This window comes from Lysinibacillus xylanilyticus, assembly GCF_001708185.1.
Taxonomy (GTDB): domain Bacteria; phylum Bacillota; class Bacilli; order Bacillales_A; family Planococcaceae; genus Lysinibacillus; species Lysinibacillus xylanilyticus_A.
On sequence record NZ_MDDN01000001.1, the window covers coordinates 204,380 to 221,588 of the forward strand.

Sequence of the window (17,209 nt, forward strand, 5' to 3'; positions counted from 1 at the left end):
CTGAAGTTCTTTCTACGATGAATTATTTTTTAATAATAATAAATTATTTTGAAAAATACAATTGTATTTTTAGGAAAAACACATTTGAAGGCAATGTTCTATCCATTTTGGCGAGGCTATCCATCGCTTTGACGCTTCTTTCCGTCGCTCTCGCATTTCTATCCGTCACTTCAGCTTTTCTTTCCGTCGCTTCGGCATTTCTATCCGTCGCTTCAGCATTTCTATCCGTCGCTTCAGCACTTCTATCCGTCACTTTGACTGTTCTATCCACCATTTTGACGGTTCTATCCACGACTTTGGCGGTTCTATCCACGACTTTGGCAGGGCTATCCGTCACTTTGAAGGGTCTATCCACCATTTTGGCGAGGCTATCCATCGCTTTGACGCTTCTTTCCGTCGCTCTCGCATTTCTATCCGTCACTTCAGCTTTTCTTTCCGTCGCTCTGGTTTCCATCCGTCGCTTCAGCTTTTCTTTCCGTCGCTTCGGCACTTCTATCCGTCACTTCAGCTTTTCTTTCCGTCGCTCTGGTTTCCATCCGTCACTTCAGCTCTTCTTTCCGTCGCTTCGGCACTTCTATCCGTCACTTCAGCTTTTCTTTCCGTCGCTTCGGCACTTCCATCCGTCGCTTCAGCTTTTCTTTCCGTCGCTTCGGCACTTCTATCCACCACTTTGACGGTTCTATCCTTCACTTTGACGGTTCTATCCACCACTTTGAAGGGTCTAACGGCTCTCTATTTTCATTACGTTAAAAAAACTCTATCTCATCATCTAAGGATGAATGGGATAGAGTTTACTATGTTACTGCAATAACGTCTGTTCTTGGAGCTTTGCAGAGAAGTATTTGCGTGCATCTGCTGTTAAAATTTGCAACAGCATAACCTCTTCTTGACGCGCAAATTCTACAAACATTCCACTTAAATTTTCATAAACATATTGGATTTTAAAGCCGCTATCCAAATGATGATCTATCTTTTTTATTTCTTCTGCGCTTTGTTGGTATTCTGACATGCCATCACCTCACCTTTCGATTTAGGGTGTCTACATTAATCGGCACCTTTTACTTCTAATAGCGGATCTGGTTGCTCAATGATATCATTCTCAGTTGGCACGGGCACTTGTTGCTGCCCAAATAATTCGTCTAAATTATGACCAGCTGTAATACCTAAATACTTTGCATCACTTGGATCTTCTAGCTCAGCTTGAGGGTACTTTTTAAACCACCAATACTTCGCTAATACATAATATACAAATGCTCCTACAAAGAACCCTACTAAGGAAGAATAAGTGGAGAAAACATTGGCAACTGCCCCACCAATAATCCAAGCGATTAAACCAGCTAAGTTAAAGCCATTCCAATACTTAAATTGACCTTCTAATTCATACAATTCTCTTACATGCACACGACGTTTACGGATTAAATAATAATCAGCAAATAAAATACCGACAATCGCTGTTAAAATACCTCCGATAATTAATAGTGCATTTACTAATACACCAAATAAACTCCATGGCTGTGCAAGAATACCAATTATCCCCGCAATAACAACCCCAACCCAAAACGGTACTTTGGGGCCGCCGATATTTGAGAAAATTGTTGCCGCTGGGATAACATTTGCAGAAGTATTAGTGGACCATTGGGCTAACACAATCATTAACAGTAAGATTCCTAAAATAAAGCCACTAGCACTTTGCTGTAATGCATTTATCGGATCCGCAGAGGCAACTGCCATATAGCACACGGCACCAATCGTCACAATAAAGGTATTTGTGATCGGCATGACGATTAATGAACCAACTAACTGTGTTTTATTGCGTTTAAACCAATTACGTTCATTTTTTGGTGCTTTAAAGTAGCGTGAAAGTGAAGGCATATCCGCTGCTAACGTGGACCAAAAGCCCATGTTTGCCATGATTACTACCATAAATGCGGTAAAAGCAGCGAAACCAGTTGTCGGCGTCTCTACCCACGTCCAAATATTCTTTCCTTGAGCTACAGCATTATCTGCCAATGTATAATACATCCAGCAAGAAATTAAGATAATAATTGGCGCTGCTAAATCCGCAAATCGCTCAATCGATTTAATTCCTAGTGACGTATTAAAGAGTTGGAGTGCTGCAAAGACAATGAAACAGATAAACCAATTATCATAATCAAAAAGTAAATTTAAAATGCCGTTTATTGCAAGTGCTCCAAAATAAGTGTTCAGACCGAACCAACATGCAGCCGTTACTCCTCGGACAAGTGACGGTATATGTGTACCAAACGTACCAAATGGAGCACGCATATATACTGGGAATGATAAACCATGTTCGACCCCTATATCACCAATTAACGTCATAAATACACCAATTAAACAAGAGCCAATCAATGTTGCTAAAATCACCATTGGTAATGGTAAGCTCATGATTGCTGAACCACCAATTGCAAAAGCTGCTAAAACAATGGCCATTCCTATCCAAATTACTGCAAAACCAAATGTTCCAATGTTTCTTTGTTGATGTGTCACTGGAAGTAAATCTGGGGATTTTAAATAATTCCCTTCACGTTCCATATACTCTCTCCTTTTTTGTTCAATTTCCGTGACAACTACATGAGGCTCCTTCCTTCAACATTTCAACAGGAAGGTGGAATTTCAGTTTATTTGAAAGCTTATTTACTTAGCTAGACTGCTAATTAGAGCTTGACGTTCATTCCAAGTCATTGGTGGAACAGAAGATTTACGTTCAACCATTGTTATAGCACCATCTACAGGACAGACGATTGAGCATAAATTACAGCCTACACAATCTTCCTCTCGAACTTTCAGCATTGGTCGACCATCTTCTGTAAATAAATCAATACATTGATGCGATGTATCCTCACATGCAATATGACACTTATTACAGTTAATACAAACATCGTTATTAATTTCAGCCACGATTTTATAATTTAAGTCTAAATCACCCCAATTGGAATATCTAGAAACGGAGCGTCCTACTAAATCCATAACAGAGGCGATTCCTTTATCGTCTAAATAATTATTGAGTCCATCAATCATATCCTCAACAATACTAAAGCCATGATGCATTGCTGCTGTACAAACTTGCACGCCAGTAGCTCCCATTAAGATAAACTCAGCGGCATCTTGCCAATTAGAAATACCACCAATGCCCGAAATCGGAACATTGATTAATGGATTCCGAGCACACTCTGCAACCATATTGAGTGCAATTGGTTTAACGGCAGGACCACAATAGCCACCATGTGCACCCTTTCCTGCTACATGAGGCACTGTATTCCAAGTATCTAAATCGACACCAGCTAAGCTGTTAATTGTATTAATCATACTAACGGCATCTGCTCCACCTCTTGTGGCCGCTTCTGCTGTTACCGTAATGTCGGTAATATTTGGCGTTAACTTCACAATGACTGGCGTTTTCGCTGCCTCTTTCACCCAGTACGTTTGCTTTTCCACCAACTCAGGCACTTGACCAGAGGCAGAGCCCATTCCTCGTTCTGCCATCCCATGTGGACAACCAAAGTTAAGCTCAAGACCATCAACCCCCACATCTTCTACTCGTTTAACAATCTCATGCCATTTTTCTTGTTTTGGCTCCACCATTAAAGAAGCGATGATTGCGTGATGTGGAAACCTTTTTTTAGTTTCATAGATTTCTTGTAAATTTACCTCTAACGGACGGTCCGTTATTAGTTCAATATTATTAAAGCCAGCTACTCTTTGTCCGTTAAAGCTAACAGCTGCAAAGCGTGAAGAAACATTTAAAATCGGATCCCCTAATGTTTTCCATACAGCTCCACCCCACCCCGCTTCAAATGCGCGTTGTACTTGATAACCTGAATTCGTTGGTGGTGCTGAGGCAAGCCAAAATGGATTCGGCGATTTGATGCCCGCTAAGTCAATGCGTAAGTCTGCCATATTAGTTCCTCCCTTATGCAATCTCACTTGGTTTCATCAATTATGCCTCGGCATAATTGCGTTCAGAATCGGCTTTGTGCTTGCACAAAGAACTCCACTCCGATTCTGTGACATCCGCTGGAGGCTTTAACTTCTTTCAGCGGATGTTTGGACAACTGCTGAAAAGTAACTTAAACTTGCATTCACCTCACCACCTATAGAGATGGGAGATTTCTGCAACTCATCTGTACCTGTCGCTACACTTTCGGTACAATAGACACTTTGCTGAAAGAAGTTAAACGTTCATGGATCTTATAGGCTGCATCTTTTCCTTGCTGTACAGCTGTAACTACCATCGCCTCGCCCTGTCCATTTCCGAAGACGACATCTCCACATGCAAATACTTTGTCATTCGAAGTTTGCATTGTCGTTTCATCAATATCCACAACACCATTTGTATGCTGTAAGCCAAAAGCTTCGATCAATGACACAAAACGTGTTTGACCAATTGCCTTAATGACAGTGTCCACTTCAATAATAAAGTTGGAGCCTTCAACTTCCTTAGGTCTTTGACGACCATCTGCCCCCGCTTCACCAAGCTTCATTTTTACACATTCAATGCCTACTACCTTGCCTAGCTCGTTACCAATTATTTTTTTCGGTGCTGTTAACCACTTAAATTCAACACCATCCTGCTTGGCAAATTCATATTCGAATTTGTAAGCAGTCATTTCTTTTTGTGTTCTTCTATAAAGAATTTGAACATTGTCAGCACCTAAACGTACAGCACATGTAGCACCATCAATCGCGGTGTTTCCGGCTCCAATAACAGCTACTCGCTTCCCAACTATTTCTTTTGTAAGCGGTCCCATTTTTGTATTCCTAACAAACTCGATGGCATCATGTACGCCATCTAGCTCTTCCCCTTCAATGCCCAAATTCGGTACAGCTCCCATACCAACCGCCAAAATAATACTATTATATTGCTCTAAAATCTCATCAGTAGAAATATCAACACCGACAGTTGTGTTTGTTTTGATTTCCACACCAAGCTTTTCAATTTGCTCGACTTCCCAATCAACGACTTCGTTAGGTAGGCGGAACGACACAATACCATAGCTACCTAAACCACCAGCTTTCGATTCAGCTTCATAAATTGTTACAGTATAGCCTAAACGACTAAGTTCACGAGCTGCAGATAAGCCAGCAGGTCCTGCACCAATAATCGCTACCTTCTGACCATTACTTTGCCCTTGCTTAAATAGCTGAGCATTTGTCTCCATTGCCCAATCTGTAGCATAGCGCTGTAACTCTCCGATTTTAATTGGCTTTGTTGAGGAATTTAGTACACACGCCCCTTCACATAGTTCCTCCGTTGGACAAACTCTTGCACAGCTTGCACCAATTGGATTTGCTTCTAATATAGTCGTAGCAGAGCCCTTCATATTACCAGAAGCAATTTTTTTTATGAAATTTGGGATTTGAATACTCGTTGGGCAAGCTTTAATACATGGTGCATCATAGCAATACAGGCAACGATTAGCTTCCTCCATTGCCTCATTCTTTGTCATCTTGCTTGTCAATTCCACAAAATTACGTCTTAGCTGTAAGGCCATTGGATTTTCTTGAATCGGAACCATTTCCACATCCCCCTCATGTGTTCATTTTTTCCGTAAAGTAATTTACGAAACCGATTGCTTTGTTCTCCATCCAAAGCAATCGGCCATTCGGTCATAAACTGAAAGAAGAAGCTACATGTTTAGTGCTTCTGCAGCTGCTGTTTTTAATGGACGTTTTATATATTGCCCACTACCTAGTACACCAACAAATTCTTTATTTTTAATGACATACTCTCCACGCACTAGAACACTTACTGGCTCACCGGTTACTTCCCAACCTTCATATGGGCTATAATCCACGTTCATATGATGTGTTTTCGCTGAAATTTCTCGTTTTACCTCTGGATCAAAAATAACGATATCGGCATCAGAACCAATTGCAATCGTCCCTTTTTGTGGGAATAAACCAAATATTTTTGCCGCACTTGTGGAAATCATATCGACAAACTCATTGATAGAAATTTTCCCTTTTGCTACACCTTCTGAGTATAAAATACTGAAGCGATCTTCAATAAATGGCCCACCGTTAGGAATTTTAGAAAAATCATTTATTCCTAACTGTTTTTTACCCTTAAAACTAAACGAGCACTGATCAGAGCCGATTGTTTGAAGTTGTTTTGCTTTTAGCGCATTCCATAAATGATCCTGATGGTATTTCGGGCGAAGTGGTGGGGACCAAACATATTTTGCACCCTCAAAACCTGGTTGTGCTAAAGCAGATTGATCCAAAGTTAAATATGGTGGACATGTTTCACCATAGACGTTATAGCCTTTTTCACGTGCAGCAATGATCTCATCTACAGCCTCTTTACAAGTTACATGCACAACATAAAGGGTAGCGCCCGCAATATGGGCTAACTCAATCGCACGTTTTGTTGCTTCTCCTTCTAATTCAGCCGGACGAGTAAGCGCATGATAAATTGGCTCCTTATGACCTGCACGTCGCGCCTCTTCTACAAGCTCATCAATAACAGAACCATTTTCACAGTGCACCATCACAACAGCACCGAGGTCTTTTGCTATTTTAAAAGCTTTAAAAAGGGTGCGATCTGTTGCTTGAAATTCTTTCGCATAAGCCATAAATACTTTTACAGAAGTAATGCCCTCCTGCTCTAGGATTTGCGGCAATTCGGCTTCTGTTTCAGGGGTTAAATCACCAATCATTAAGTGGAATCCATAATCTATAGCTGATTTCCCTTTCGCCTTGTCATGCCACTTTTCAACTGCAGTCGAAAGTTTTTCTTCTCCAGCAGTTAAGCAGAAATCTAAAATTGTGGTTGTCCCCCCGAAAGCTGCTGCAATGGTACCAGATTTCCAATCATCATCAGTCACAGTATTGTTAAATGGCATATCTAAATGTGTGTGCGGATCAATTCCTCCTGGCATCACATATTTACCTGTTGCATCAATTACTTCTGCCCCAATGTCGGGTAGATTTTTGCCAATTTGAACAACTTTTCCGTTTTCAATTAAAATATCTGCCTCAAAAATATCTGCAGCTGTCGCAACTCGTCCGCCTTTAATAATTTTTTTCATTCTGCCCCTCACCCTTCGTAAAATAATGGAGAATGCTCAATCATAATAATGTTAGGAACTACCTTAATGTAGTGTGTAGGTCTCCCCCATACTGAACTTTGTTTGCAGCGTCAATACTGTTTCAAGTAATACATCTGCTCCTTTCGCACAATCTTCAAATGTTGTTTCCTCTTCCTCACAATGACTCTTACCATTAATACTTGGTACGAAAATCATCGCTGATGGAACAATACTTGCAATATATTGCGCATCATGCCCTGCCCCGCTAAACATTCGATGGGCAGTATAGCCGAAGCTCTGACAAGCCCTTTCCACTTCATTACAAATATGAGTATCAAAATAGACAGTATCTCTACCCCATAGCTTAACTGGCTTTATACTACAGCCCTTATCCTCTGTAGGAAGATTATTCAGTATATCTTCAACCTTTTGCATGATCTCTGGTTTTTGATGACGTGAATCTATCGTAAATGTCACGTTGTTCGGTATCACTGTATGAATATTTGGAGAAACATTCATTCGACCAAAGGTAAACACTAACTGTTCATCAATTTTTCCGAGCTCTTCATGTAAATACGAAATGATTTTCGAAGTTATGATCATCGGATCTTGACGCATTGTCATCGGTGTCGTTCCAGCATGATTGGATTGCCCTGTCACCGTAATTTCATAGCAAACCATGCCTAATACACCTTCAACAACGCCTATTTCCAATTGCTTCGCCTCTAAAACAGGCCCTTGCTCGATATGCAATTCAATATAAGCAAGTGCTTCTTTTAAGCGATTTTCTTGATCTCCCTCATAGCCGCTTGCTTGCAGTGCTTCTTCGAAACTAGTGCCCTTTTTGTCGACAGATTGCAGCATCTTTTCTTTTTCAAATTTGGATGAGATGACGCCAGAGCTCATCATTGCTGGATCAAAACGAGCACCTTCTTCATTCGTAAAATTAACAATCATTAACGGTATATCTAGCTCAATCTCGTTTTCCTTTAACGTTCTAATGGCCTCTATGGCTGTTAAAATGCCCAACACACCATCAAATTTCCCACCCTTTTCAACGGAATCTAAATGCGAGCCCATGACAATTGGCGGGACATCCTTTTTCCCAGGTAGAATGGCATAAATATTGCCCATATCATCAACTTTAATATCCATCCCTAATTCTTCACAACACTCACAAAAATAGTTTCTTGCTAATACATCCTCATTCGAAAGAGACAAACGGGTTACGCCACCATTTTCAATAGCTCCAAATTGACTAAATTGTTCAATTAACTCTTGCAATCGTCTACTATTACACTTATACATATGCAAGTCCTCTCTTTCACAGTAGTTAATACACATTCTATAAGAGATAAAAATTATGAGATATGGATAGCAAACTAAAAAAATATGTGCATCCGCACATAATATATGGTAAGTTATGTTCATAATAAGGGGGGAAAAAATGGGGACGATTCGCAAAATTGTAGAGGGAGTTCAATTCCCGATGCTAACATTAGTAGCTGGACAAAGCGGAACATATCGAAGAGTTACAGGGATTAACGTAATAGAGAGCATCGATTTAATTATGTTTTGTAGACCCAATGAATTAGTCGTGACTACAGGTATTAATTTATCTTCACAAGGAGACTTAGAGCAGCTTGTTAAACTAGCTTTCTCTAAAAAAGTAGCAGGTTTTATTATTAATACTGGTCCATATATTCCGGAAATACCAGAATCAGTCATCACATTTGCCAACAAACATGATTTCCCTATTTTTCAAATGCCATGGAGTTATCGAATAGCAGATCTATTAAAAACAACATTTCAATTTATTTCCAACCACCATCAAGAGCTTTCCATCGAAGAAAAGATTCTCTACAACTTACTTTTTCACTACAAACAAAACGCCCACTATATTAAAGATCAATTAACACTGTTAGGTTTTCCACAAGGTAGTGAGTTTGCCATCATTTCATGCACAACAAACGGTGCACAAGCTAGTATTGACCGTTATGAGGTCATGATTCAATTTGCATTTCAAAATAGATATAAACGCTTCTTAAAACTAAAGCATAAAAATCACCTCATCTTTTTAATCGACAGAGCACAAATCAGTACACCAAATACTCCCTTCTCAAAAATCGTTGAAGAAATATACGACAAAATAACGCAAAAAAATGGTTACTTGGATATTATCATTGGTAAAGGGAATTATCATAAAGAACTTGAAAATGTTCGCAAAAGTTATGATGAATCATTAACAGTAATCCAATTAGCAAAACTTCATAACAACCGTTTCCTATACAAATATAAAGAAATTGGTGCCTATAAAATAATAATGGCCGTGCAAAATCAAACATTAATCAAATCCTATAATCAAGACATCTTAGGTCAGCTTTACCGCTATGATGAATTGCATAACACAGACTATGTACAATTTTTACGCATTTTTCTCGAGGAAAATGGTAGTACTAGCAGGATTAGCGAACGCCAATTTATTCATCGCAACACAGTCCTTTATAAACTTAAAAAAATAGAAACGCTATTAGATATGGACTTAAGTAACCCATTTACAAAAACAAATCTCTATATCGCATTTTTGATTGAAGACGTATTGACGCATCAATAGACGGAATTATATCTATCTGAATTTTCGATTAATATATTCACCTTCTAAATCACTTTAGGCATTCATATAAAGTACAAATGGGGTCGACTTTGCATTTTGTTGCCTCATATAGATGAATGTTTGCAAAACTAATTGTTTAGGAGGATTGAATCTTAGTGGCAAATTTAACAGGTCAAAACTGGCAAGTCAAAGATGAGCAATATGTTTGGCACGCTATGAAGCCCTATAATCCGAATGCAACGATGATTGTTGAAAAGTCAAAAGGAGCTTGGATTACAGACATTGGTGGGAAACGATACCTCGATGCAATGTCTGGTTTATGGTGCGTAAATGTTGGCTATGGACGTGAGGAAATTGCAAAAGTGGCTTATGAGCAATTACTAGAAAATACGTATACACCTTTATCGGTAGGTCATATACCTGCCATCCAATTGAGTGAAAAAATTAGTGAGCTTCTAGGCGATGAGTATGTCGTATTTTTCTCAAATAGTGGCTCTGAAGCAAATGAAGTTGCATTTAAAATTGCACGACAATATCATCAGCAAAAGGGCAATGCTAGCCGCACAAAAATTATCTCTCGTTACCGTGCGTATCATGGTAGCTCTATGGGCGCATTAGCTGCGACGGGACAAGCTCAGCGCAAATATAAATATGAACCATTTGCTCCAGGATTTATTCATGTTTCGCCACCTGACGCTTATCGTGCTAATGAAGATCATATCAAAAGTAACGATCCTACTTCATTACCATCTGTGCAGGCCATCGACAATGTGATGACTTGGGAGATGGCAGATACTATTGCCGCTGTTATTATGGAGCCTATTATTACAGGCGGTGGTGTCATTATGCCACATGAAAACTATTTACGAGGAGTAAAAGCTGTCTGTGAAAAACAGGGTGCCTTGCTAATTGTCGATGAGGTAATTTGTGGTTTTGGACGTACTGGAAAGGCATTTGGCTTCCAAAACTACGGGATTCAACCAGATATTGTGACAATGGCAAAAGGCTTAACGAGCGCTTATATGCCTCTATCTGCCACAGCTGTACGACGTGAAGTTTATGAGGCGTTTGCAGGTAGCGAGGAGTATGACTTTTTCCGTCATGTCAACACGTTTGGTGGCTCTCCAGCAGCCTGTGCGGTTGCATTGAAAAACATTGAAATTATGGAACAGGAAAATCTATTTACACGCTCTGCGGAAGTGGGATCTCTTCTTCTATCTGAATTACAAGAGCAGTTAAAAGATCACCCATATGTAGGTAACATTCGTGGCAAGGGCTTATTAATAGGTGTTGAGCTTGTAAGCGATAAAAATAGTAAGACACCACTTGATATAGCTGATGTCAACAATGTGATTAGCTTATGTAAAGATCAGGGATTAATTATTGGCAAAAATGGAGTCACTGTTGCGGGCTTTAACAATATCCTAACACTGTCTCCTCCACTGATTATCTCTTCGGATGAAAAAGATTTTATTGTGGAGAAATTTACGACTGCGTTAAACACACTTCTACAACAGCCATAAAGTGAACTAATAATCAGTGGGGTTTTTTCTTCCCCACTGATTATTAGTCTTCACCAATCGGCAGTTCTTTTAGGAGAAATCACTTTAATGGTAACAAATACGGAAGTTGTTTTAATTGCTGCAAGGAAATGAAATTTATTCTAAACGACAATCCGCTTCGTTATCTGGATTTCTGGATGTATAACACACACTGTTCCCCAATCCTTGATTTCTATGCGGATTTTAGCCTTATACTATACTCCTAGCCATAACAAAAAACTGACGATCCACCAAATGGTCATCAGTTTTCTTGAGGTATATCGGTAAAATGGAGGTTATTTGTACTTGTTTTGTGAATCCTTTTTTTCTACTTTTTTCACTTCAGTTGTTTTTACTTCAATAAAATCCGCTTCTTCCCCAGCCTCCATACCATAGCTAGGATTTCGGTCTATACGAGAATAAGGATCCAGGTCAGTTGTATCAAGATCTTCATCCTCATCAAATCGCATAACAAGAATCGGTAACGATATTAGTCCGGCTAACCCAATGAATGCATAAATCCATCGTGACAATACCGCAGTTTGTCCACCAAACAAATAGGCAACTAAATCAAATCTAAAGAATCCAATGAATCCCCAGTTGATTGCTCCAATGATGACTAATACTAAAGCGATTCTATAAACTACGCTCATGTTTACACCTCCTTCATTTGTAAATACGAAGCCAGTATACACGTCCATTTTTCACATGTATAAAGCGTTCGATTTGCAGAAAAATCTGTCATAACAAGTGATAAAATTACAAACACTTATTGTAATTAAATTGCCCATTTTGACGATCTTATTTTTTGCAATAACCGCTTATTTATACAAAAGGCTAACTAAGCTAAGTCTTTACTTCAAACAAAGGAAATGTCAGTGAATCACAGATATTGAGCTGCTCTTTAATTAAATGATTGCCGTTCCGACAAGCATATTTCCTATAAATAATCGCTTTTCCACTAATTATAGTTCATTAAATTCCTTGATTTTTGGCATGATGATGCCTGTATATTGTTGATGAGCCATCCTCATTCTTACTCTTATGGTCTTTGTGAATTTTTTTGTTAACAATTAACGTAACTTATTTAAATATTTTATTTAGTATTCAGGAAAATATCCTAATTATAGAATAAAGTGTGATATATTTACATAATACTCTATTTTTAGAGTACCTTATAAAACCTTTCATCAATACGCTTACTAAAAACTGAAGGAGAGGGATTAAGATAGGAGAAAGAATGAATGATGAAAAATAAAATTAAAAAAATCAACCTGTTATTTTATTTTTTTATCGTACTTATATTTACTTTTACACAATTCAACTTAACATGTCATGCGGCAGAACAATCAGAACCTATAATATTGGGTAAGTATTATGATATTTTTCGTGACCCGTCAAAAAAAATTACGATAGAAGATATATTAAGTGGTGCATATGACAATTCCTTTGTCGCTAGTAAAGAAAATTATTTATCTTTTGGGCATACGAATGATACGATTTGGCTACGGTTAGATGCCGATGAAATATTAAAGGATAAACAGGAGTCTTACTGGTTAGAGGTAACAGACAAATTAAATAGCATTGACATGTTTTTAGTGAAAGAAGATGGCTCCTATCGTGTTCAAAAAAGAGGCATAGCAAATATTGATGAACAAAAAATTCATTTTCGTTCTCATTTATTTGAAATTGAAGATCCAACCATCAAAGAAATTTATATAAAATTAGATGGACAATTACCATTAAATACAATTTCTTATCTTTTCACAACGGATAGCTTTGCCAATAAGATTATTGACTATAAATATTTAACAGGGATTTTTTATGGATTCTTAACCGCATTATTAATCTACAATTTATTTCTATTTTTTTCGTTAAAAGAAAAAGCTTACTTTTACTACGTTTTGTATATGTTTAGTTTTATTCTCTATCAAGCTACTTTGAATTCTTTAGATATTGAACTAGTAGGACAACTTTTGCCTAAATGGTTGTTTATAAAATCCGCAGCCATAAGTGGCAATATCTTATTTTTATTTATGATTCTATTTAGTAAAGAGTTTCTAGAACTAAAAAAATACTTACCTCGATTCAACAAAATAGGAAATATACTATTAGGGATCACGATATTTTCTTTAATAACTTCATTTATTATCCCTGATGTTGCGATTGCAAATAATTTCACAAGTATTTTTGCTGTAGTTGTCTTTAGTTTTCTTTGGTTATCAGGAATATTTGTGTGGTTAAAAGGCCACAAAATGGCTAGATTTTATATAGTCGGTTGGACTGTTCTGCTTGGTTCCATCATTGTACAAGCATTAGCTTTTTTAAGTATTATTCCTTTCCATCCAATTATATTTGAGGCTGTTCCTGCAGTCGGTGCTATTTTCGAAGCTATATTTTTGTCATTAGCTTTAGGCGATAAAATTAATATAATAAAAAAAGAGCATCAGGCAATGCAACAATCGCTCACTGAAACGCTCGAACATAAAGTAAAAGAACGAACACAAGAACTAGAAAGTGCAAAACTTGACCTTGAAAAATTAGCAAATACAGATCGTCTTACTCAAATCCCTAATCGTGTAAGGTTAGACTATGTGTTAGCGGAAGCTATAGAACATGCACAACATCATGACGCTCCGTTCTCGATAATTCTACTAGATATTGATTATTTTAAAGAAGTAAATGATGAGTTCGGCCATCAAGTAGGCGACTTAGTTTTAATGAACGTAGCAGAGATCCTGCAAAATACGATTCGACCGCAAGATACAATTGGAAGATGGGGTGGTGAGGAATTTTTAGTTATTTGCCCTCAAACTACACTAGATGATGCTGTTAAGCTTTCTGAAAAGCTTCGTCAACAATTTGAAAATCATCAATTCCCTGTCGTGCACCGAAAAACTAGTAGCTTTGGTGTAACTAGCTATGTAGATGGTGATACACTAAATACTTTATTATTTAGATGTGATAAGGCTTTATATCAAGCAAAAGAACAAGGCAGAAATTATGTTGAATTTTTAATAGATGATGTCCCTGTCTCTATTAAATAAAGATGCGTCAAAGACAGTCATTTTGTCTTGACGCTTTTTTGGTCGATTACATCAGATAAGTAACTATTCGCTCCGCTCCCTGCACTCTTTGACCAACCGTTACTTTTTAGCTAGATTCTATTCTACGAAAAACCCCTTTTAGTTTTGCCAAAAGGGGTTTCATCTATTTCTGCCAATTATTAAGTTCCTTTAACAACTCAGGTAGCTGCAATTTCTTTACAGTAATCGGTGGTAATGCCTTGATAAACTCCTTACCGTAGGACTTTGTTGAAATGCGGCGGTCTAAAACTATAAAGGCTCCTTTATCTTGTGATGAACGGATCAAACGACCAAAGCCTTGTTTAAAGCGCATGATGGCTTCCGGTAATGATAACTCATTGAAGGAATTACGACCTTGAGCAGTAAGATGTTTTGCTCGCGCCTTAAATACAGGCTCTTCTGGCGAAGAAAACGGTAAACGAACAACAATAACCGATGCCAGTGCGTCACCTGGAACGTCCACACCTTCCCAAAAGCTATTTGTACCAAAGAGTACCGAATGGCTAAACTTTTGGAATGATTTCAGAATTCGCATACGGCTACCACCCGTAACACCTTGTGCAAAAAGCATATAATCATCAAGGAGTTCACTATCTTGAATAAGCTCTACAGTTTTGCGAAGCATGTCCTGCGCCGTAAATAAAACGAAACAACGTCCCTCAGTCATCCGCACCGTACGGGTAATAGCTTGGGCCACCGCTTCAATATATTCATCCTGTGACACATGTTGAATATCAGGCATGTCCGTAACAATAAATGCTTTCGCTCCTGCATAATAGGCTGGTGGTGCTTGAAGCTTTATTACTTGTACACGATCAGAAATACCAAGCTGACGGGTCACAAAACGTTCATTGCCCGGCACAGTTAAAGTCCCTGAAGTCCAAACAATACTTGCCTGCTTACGAAGTGGTGCAAGTACTTTTTCGATAATAGGCGTGACATTGACAGGCTTTTTAAAGACATGCAAGCTTCCAGGAACGCTCCGTAAATCAAATTCTAGCCACACTGAATTATCATCCTGTGGCGATAGGAAAATTTCCTCCCACTCGGCGATTTTCACCTTCAATTCACGGATCCAATAATGCCACTCTGATAATATATAGAGCTCGTTTTTATCTAATTGCTCAATATTATTTTCAAAGGTATGACCTACCTCTGTCGCAAGATCAAGCCACTGCTGTGTGAGCTTACTCACTTGCAAAAGCGGTTCTTTTGCTAACGATACATCCTCTAAAAACAAAGTCCATTTGCTACTAGCTTGTTTCCCTTTTATTTGTTGCTGCATTTTTTGCACAGCTCGCTGAATTGTTTCATCGAATGTCCGTTGTAGGCGTATCAGTTGTGCATCTAGTCGTTGTAAACTTTGCATAGGAACACGTTGTTTTTTCTTAGCTGCCTGACTAAATTGTTGGAATAAAGCCGTTTCCTCCATCGTTCCGATTTGGCCGAAAATATACTTCCACTGCGTATAAGAGAATACAATTTCGTCTTGTTGCATGGCGGATTGTACAAATTGATGTGCTTCATCAATAATCCATCCATCGATTTGTGTAAAAATCGGAGTTTGGCGGACTAAATCACTGAGTACCATAGAATGATTGGTCACAATACAATCGGCAAATTCACTATTTTTTAACGCTTGCTCATAGAAATCAAAGCCCCTAGAAGGTTTTTCATCAGGCATTTTGCGGATTTTCTCTAAAAATAACTGTCCGCCACCAGAAACATTGAGCTCACTTAACACACCTGTTTCTGTTTTAGTAAGCCAAACGAGAATCTGTAAAATCGTAAAGGTATCGTCATAGGATTCATCTGCATATGCCATACATTGCTCAAAACGTGTAAGGTCAATATAGTGCTGCATGCCCTTTAGAACAGCAATATTTACTTTAGTGCCAAGGATTTTTTCAATCTTGGGTAGCTCTTCTTCAACAAGCTGCTCTTGCAAGTGTGACGTATATGTGCTAATCGCAATTTTTTTATCGACTGCTCGAGCATACAAAATCGCAGGAAGTAAATATCCTGCTGTTTTACCAATACCAGTTGAAGCCTCAATAACGCACTCCCTTTTGTCATTTAACGCCTGCCAAATAGTGTCCATCATCTCGAATTGGGCGGGTCGTTGCTCAAAATTCGGCATCGCCTTTGTCATTAATGATACTTTGTCAGCTGCCGTTTGTGGATACGCTACAATCTCTGCATTATTTGTATACTTTTTTCGTCCATCACAAACAGCCAAATTGCGATAATAGGAGACATTTTCATTAGTAGTGACATGCTGTCGTTTAATTTGAAGCGCCTCGAAGAACAGCTGGGATAAATTTGATTTTAATCTGAATGAACGTTTATGCATTTGTTCAAGCGTTAGCTGTGGGAGACTGAGTAGCTCCTTCCAGCAATGTATAAAGAGCTCAGCAGTTGCACGGGCATCATCGTCTGCTCGGTGTGCATTTGTTAGCTCTATATTTAAATCAGCCGCTAAATCACCTAGCTTAAAGCTGAGTGACATCGGGAATAATATTTTGGCAAGCTCAACCGTGTCCATCTTTTTACCCTGCCATTTCGGTAAACTAGCACGCTTGAATTCCGCCTGTAAAAAGGATAAGTCAAAATCCGCATTATGCGCGACAAATACACAGTCAGCCAGTAATTCATATATGTAGTCGGCATGTGCCTCAAACGGCAAGGCATCCTTTACATCCTCATCCGTAATATGCGTTAAATCCTGAATGAAAGTTGGAATGGATTTACCTGGATAAATAAACTTCGTAAAGGTGCGCTCAATTTTCCAATCTTTCATAATAACAATGGCTATTTGAATCATTCGGTCCCCATTTGCCGGTGAATGACCAGTCGTCTCCAAATCTACAATTGCATACTTTTGACTTTCCATCATACATCTCAACTCACAGTTCA

General features: G+C 38.5%; 13 protein-coding genes. 3 read left to right on the forward strand and 10 right to left on the reverse strand.

The window, feature by feature from the left end; translation table 11 throughout:
• Window positions 1-43 precede the first annotated feature (43 nt).
• The 8 genes from BFJ97_RS01025 to BFJ97_RS01060 all read right to left on the reverse strand — a co-directional run bounded on the left by BFJ97_RS01025 (window position 44) and on the right by BFJ97_RS01060 (window position 8,360).
• Window positions 44-490, reverse strand: a complete 447-nt coding sequence (locus tag BFJ97_RS01025; RefSeq protein ID WP_068982798.1) for a hypothetical protein — start codon at window positions 488-490, stop codon at window positions 44-46.
• 14 nt (window positions 491-504) lie between these two features.
• Window positions 505-690 carry a hypothetical protein gene (locus BFJ97_RS01030; protein WP_068982799.1) on the reverse strand — a complete coding sequence of 62 codons (186 nt, stop codon included), beginning with the start codon at window positions 688-690 and terminating at the stop codon, window positions 505-507.
• A gap of 109 nt (window positions 691-799) precedes the next feature.
• Window positions 800-1,009 (reverse strand): hypothetical protein, encoded by a 210-nt coding sequence (locus tag BFJ97_RS01035; protein WP_068982800.1) that lies wholly within the window; start codon window positions 1,007-1,009, stop codon window positions 800-802.
• A 35-nt stretch (window positions 1,010-1,044) separates the two neighbouring features.
• Window positions 1,045-2,553: an NCS1 family transporter gene (locus BFJ97_RS01040; RefSeq protein ID WP_068982801.1), complete on the reverse strand. Its 1,509-nt coding sequence runs from the start codon at window positions 2,551-2,553 to the stop codon at window positions 1,045-1,047.
• Between the two features lie 102 nt (window positions 2,554-2,655).
• On the reverse strand, window positions 2,656-3,918 hold the full coding sequence (preA, locus tag BFJ97_RS01045) for an NAD-dependent dihydropyrimidine dehydrogenase subunit PreA (protein WP_068982802.1): 1,263 nt from the start codon (window positions 3,916-3,918) through the stop codon (window positions 2,656-2,658).
• A 236-nt stretch (window positions 3,919-4,154) separates the two neighbouring features.
• On the reverse strand, window positions 4,155-5,537 hold the full coding sequence (locus BFJ97_RS01050; protein ID WP_068982803.1) for an NAD(P)-dependent oxidoreductase: 1,383 nt from the start codon (window positions 5,535-5,537) through the stop codon (window positions 4,155-4,157).
• 111 nt (window positions 5,538-5,648) lie between these two features.
• Complete coding sequence (hydA, locus tag BFJ97_RS01055) at window positions 5,649-7,052, reverse strand: dihydropyrimidinase (protein ID WP_068982804.1); 1,404 nt, start codon at window positions 7,050-7,052, stop codon at window positions 5,649-5,651.
• A 63-nt stretch (window positions 7,053-7,115) separates the two neighbouring features.
• Window positions 7,116-8,360 carry a Zn-dependent hydrolase gene (locus BFJ97_RS01060; protein ID WP_068982805.1) on the reverse strand — a complete coding sequence of 415 codons (1,245 nt, stop codon included), beginning with the start codon at window positions 8,358-8,360 and terminating at the stop codon, window positions 7,116-7,118.
• Window positions 8,361-8,499: 139 nt separating this feature from the next.
• On the opposite strand from BFJ97_RS01060, the gene BFJ97_RS01065 reads away from it, so the two are divergent.
• Window positions 8,500-9,666, forward strand: a complete 1,167-nt coding sequence (locus tag BFJ97_RS01065) for a PucR family transcriptional regulator (protein ID WP_068982806.1) — start codon at window positions 8,500-8,502, stop codon at window positions 9,664-9,666.
• A gap of 149 nt (window positions 9,667-9,815) precedes the next feature.
• The gene (locus tag BFJ97_RS01070; protein ID WP_439097992.1) at window positions 9,816-11,189 is read left to right on the forward strand and encodes an aspartate aminotransferase family protein; all 1,374 of its coding nucleotides are present in this window, start codon (window positions 9,816-9,818) and stop codon (window positions 11,187-11,189) included.
• Window positions 11,190-11,503: 314 nt separating this feature from the next.
• Here BFJ97_RS01070 and BFJ97_RS01075 read toward each other — a convergent pair whose 3' ends face one another.
• On the reverse strand, window positions 11,504-11,860 hold the full coding sequence (locus tag BFJ97_RS01075; RefSeq protein ID WP_068982808.1) for a DUF378 domain-containing protein: 357 nt from the start codon (window positions 11,858-11,860) through the stop codon (window positions 11,504-11,506).
• A 591-nt stretch (window positions 11,861-12,451) separates the two neighbouring features.
• Between BFJ97_RS01075 and BFJ97_RS01080 the strand changes: the two genes are divergently transcribed.
• Window positions 12,452-14,254: a sensor domain-containing diguanylate cyclase gene (locus BFJ97_RS01080; RefSeq protein ID WP_254660092.1), complete on the forward strand. Its 1,803-nt coding sequence runs from the start codon at window positions 12,452-12,454 to the stop codon at window positions 14,252-14,254.
• A gap of 163 nt (window positions 14,255-14,417) precedes the next feature.
• Here the strand turns inward: BFJ97_RS01080 and dinG are convergent, their stop codons facing one another.
• Window positions 14,418-17,189 (reverse strand): ATP-dependent DNA helicase DinG, encoded by a 2,772-nt coding sequence (gene dinG / locus BFJ97_RS01085; RefSeq protein ID WP_068982809.1) that lies wholly within the window; start codon window positions 17,187-17,189, stop codon window positions 14,418-14,420.
• Window positions 17,190-17,209: the final 20 nt, after the last annotated feature.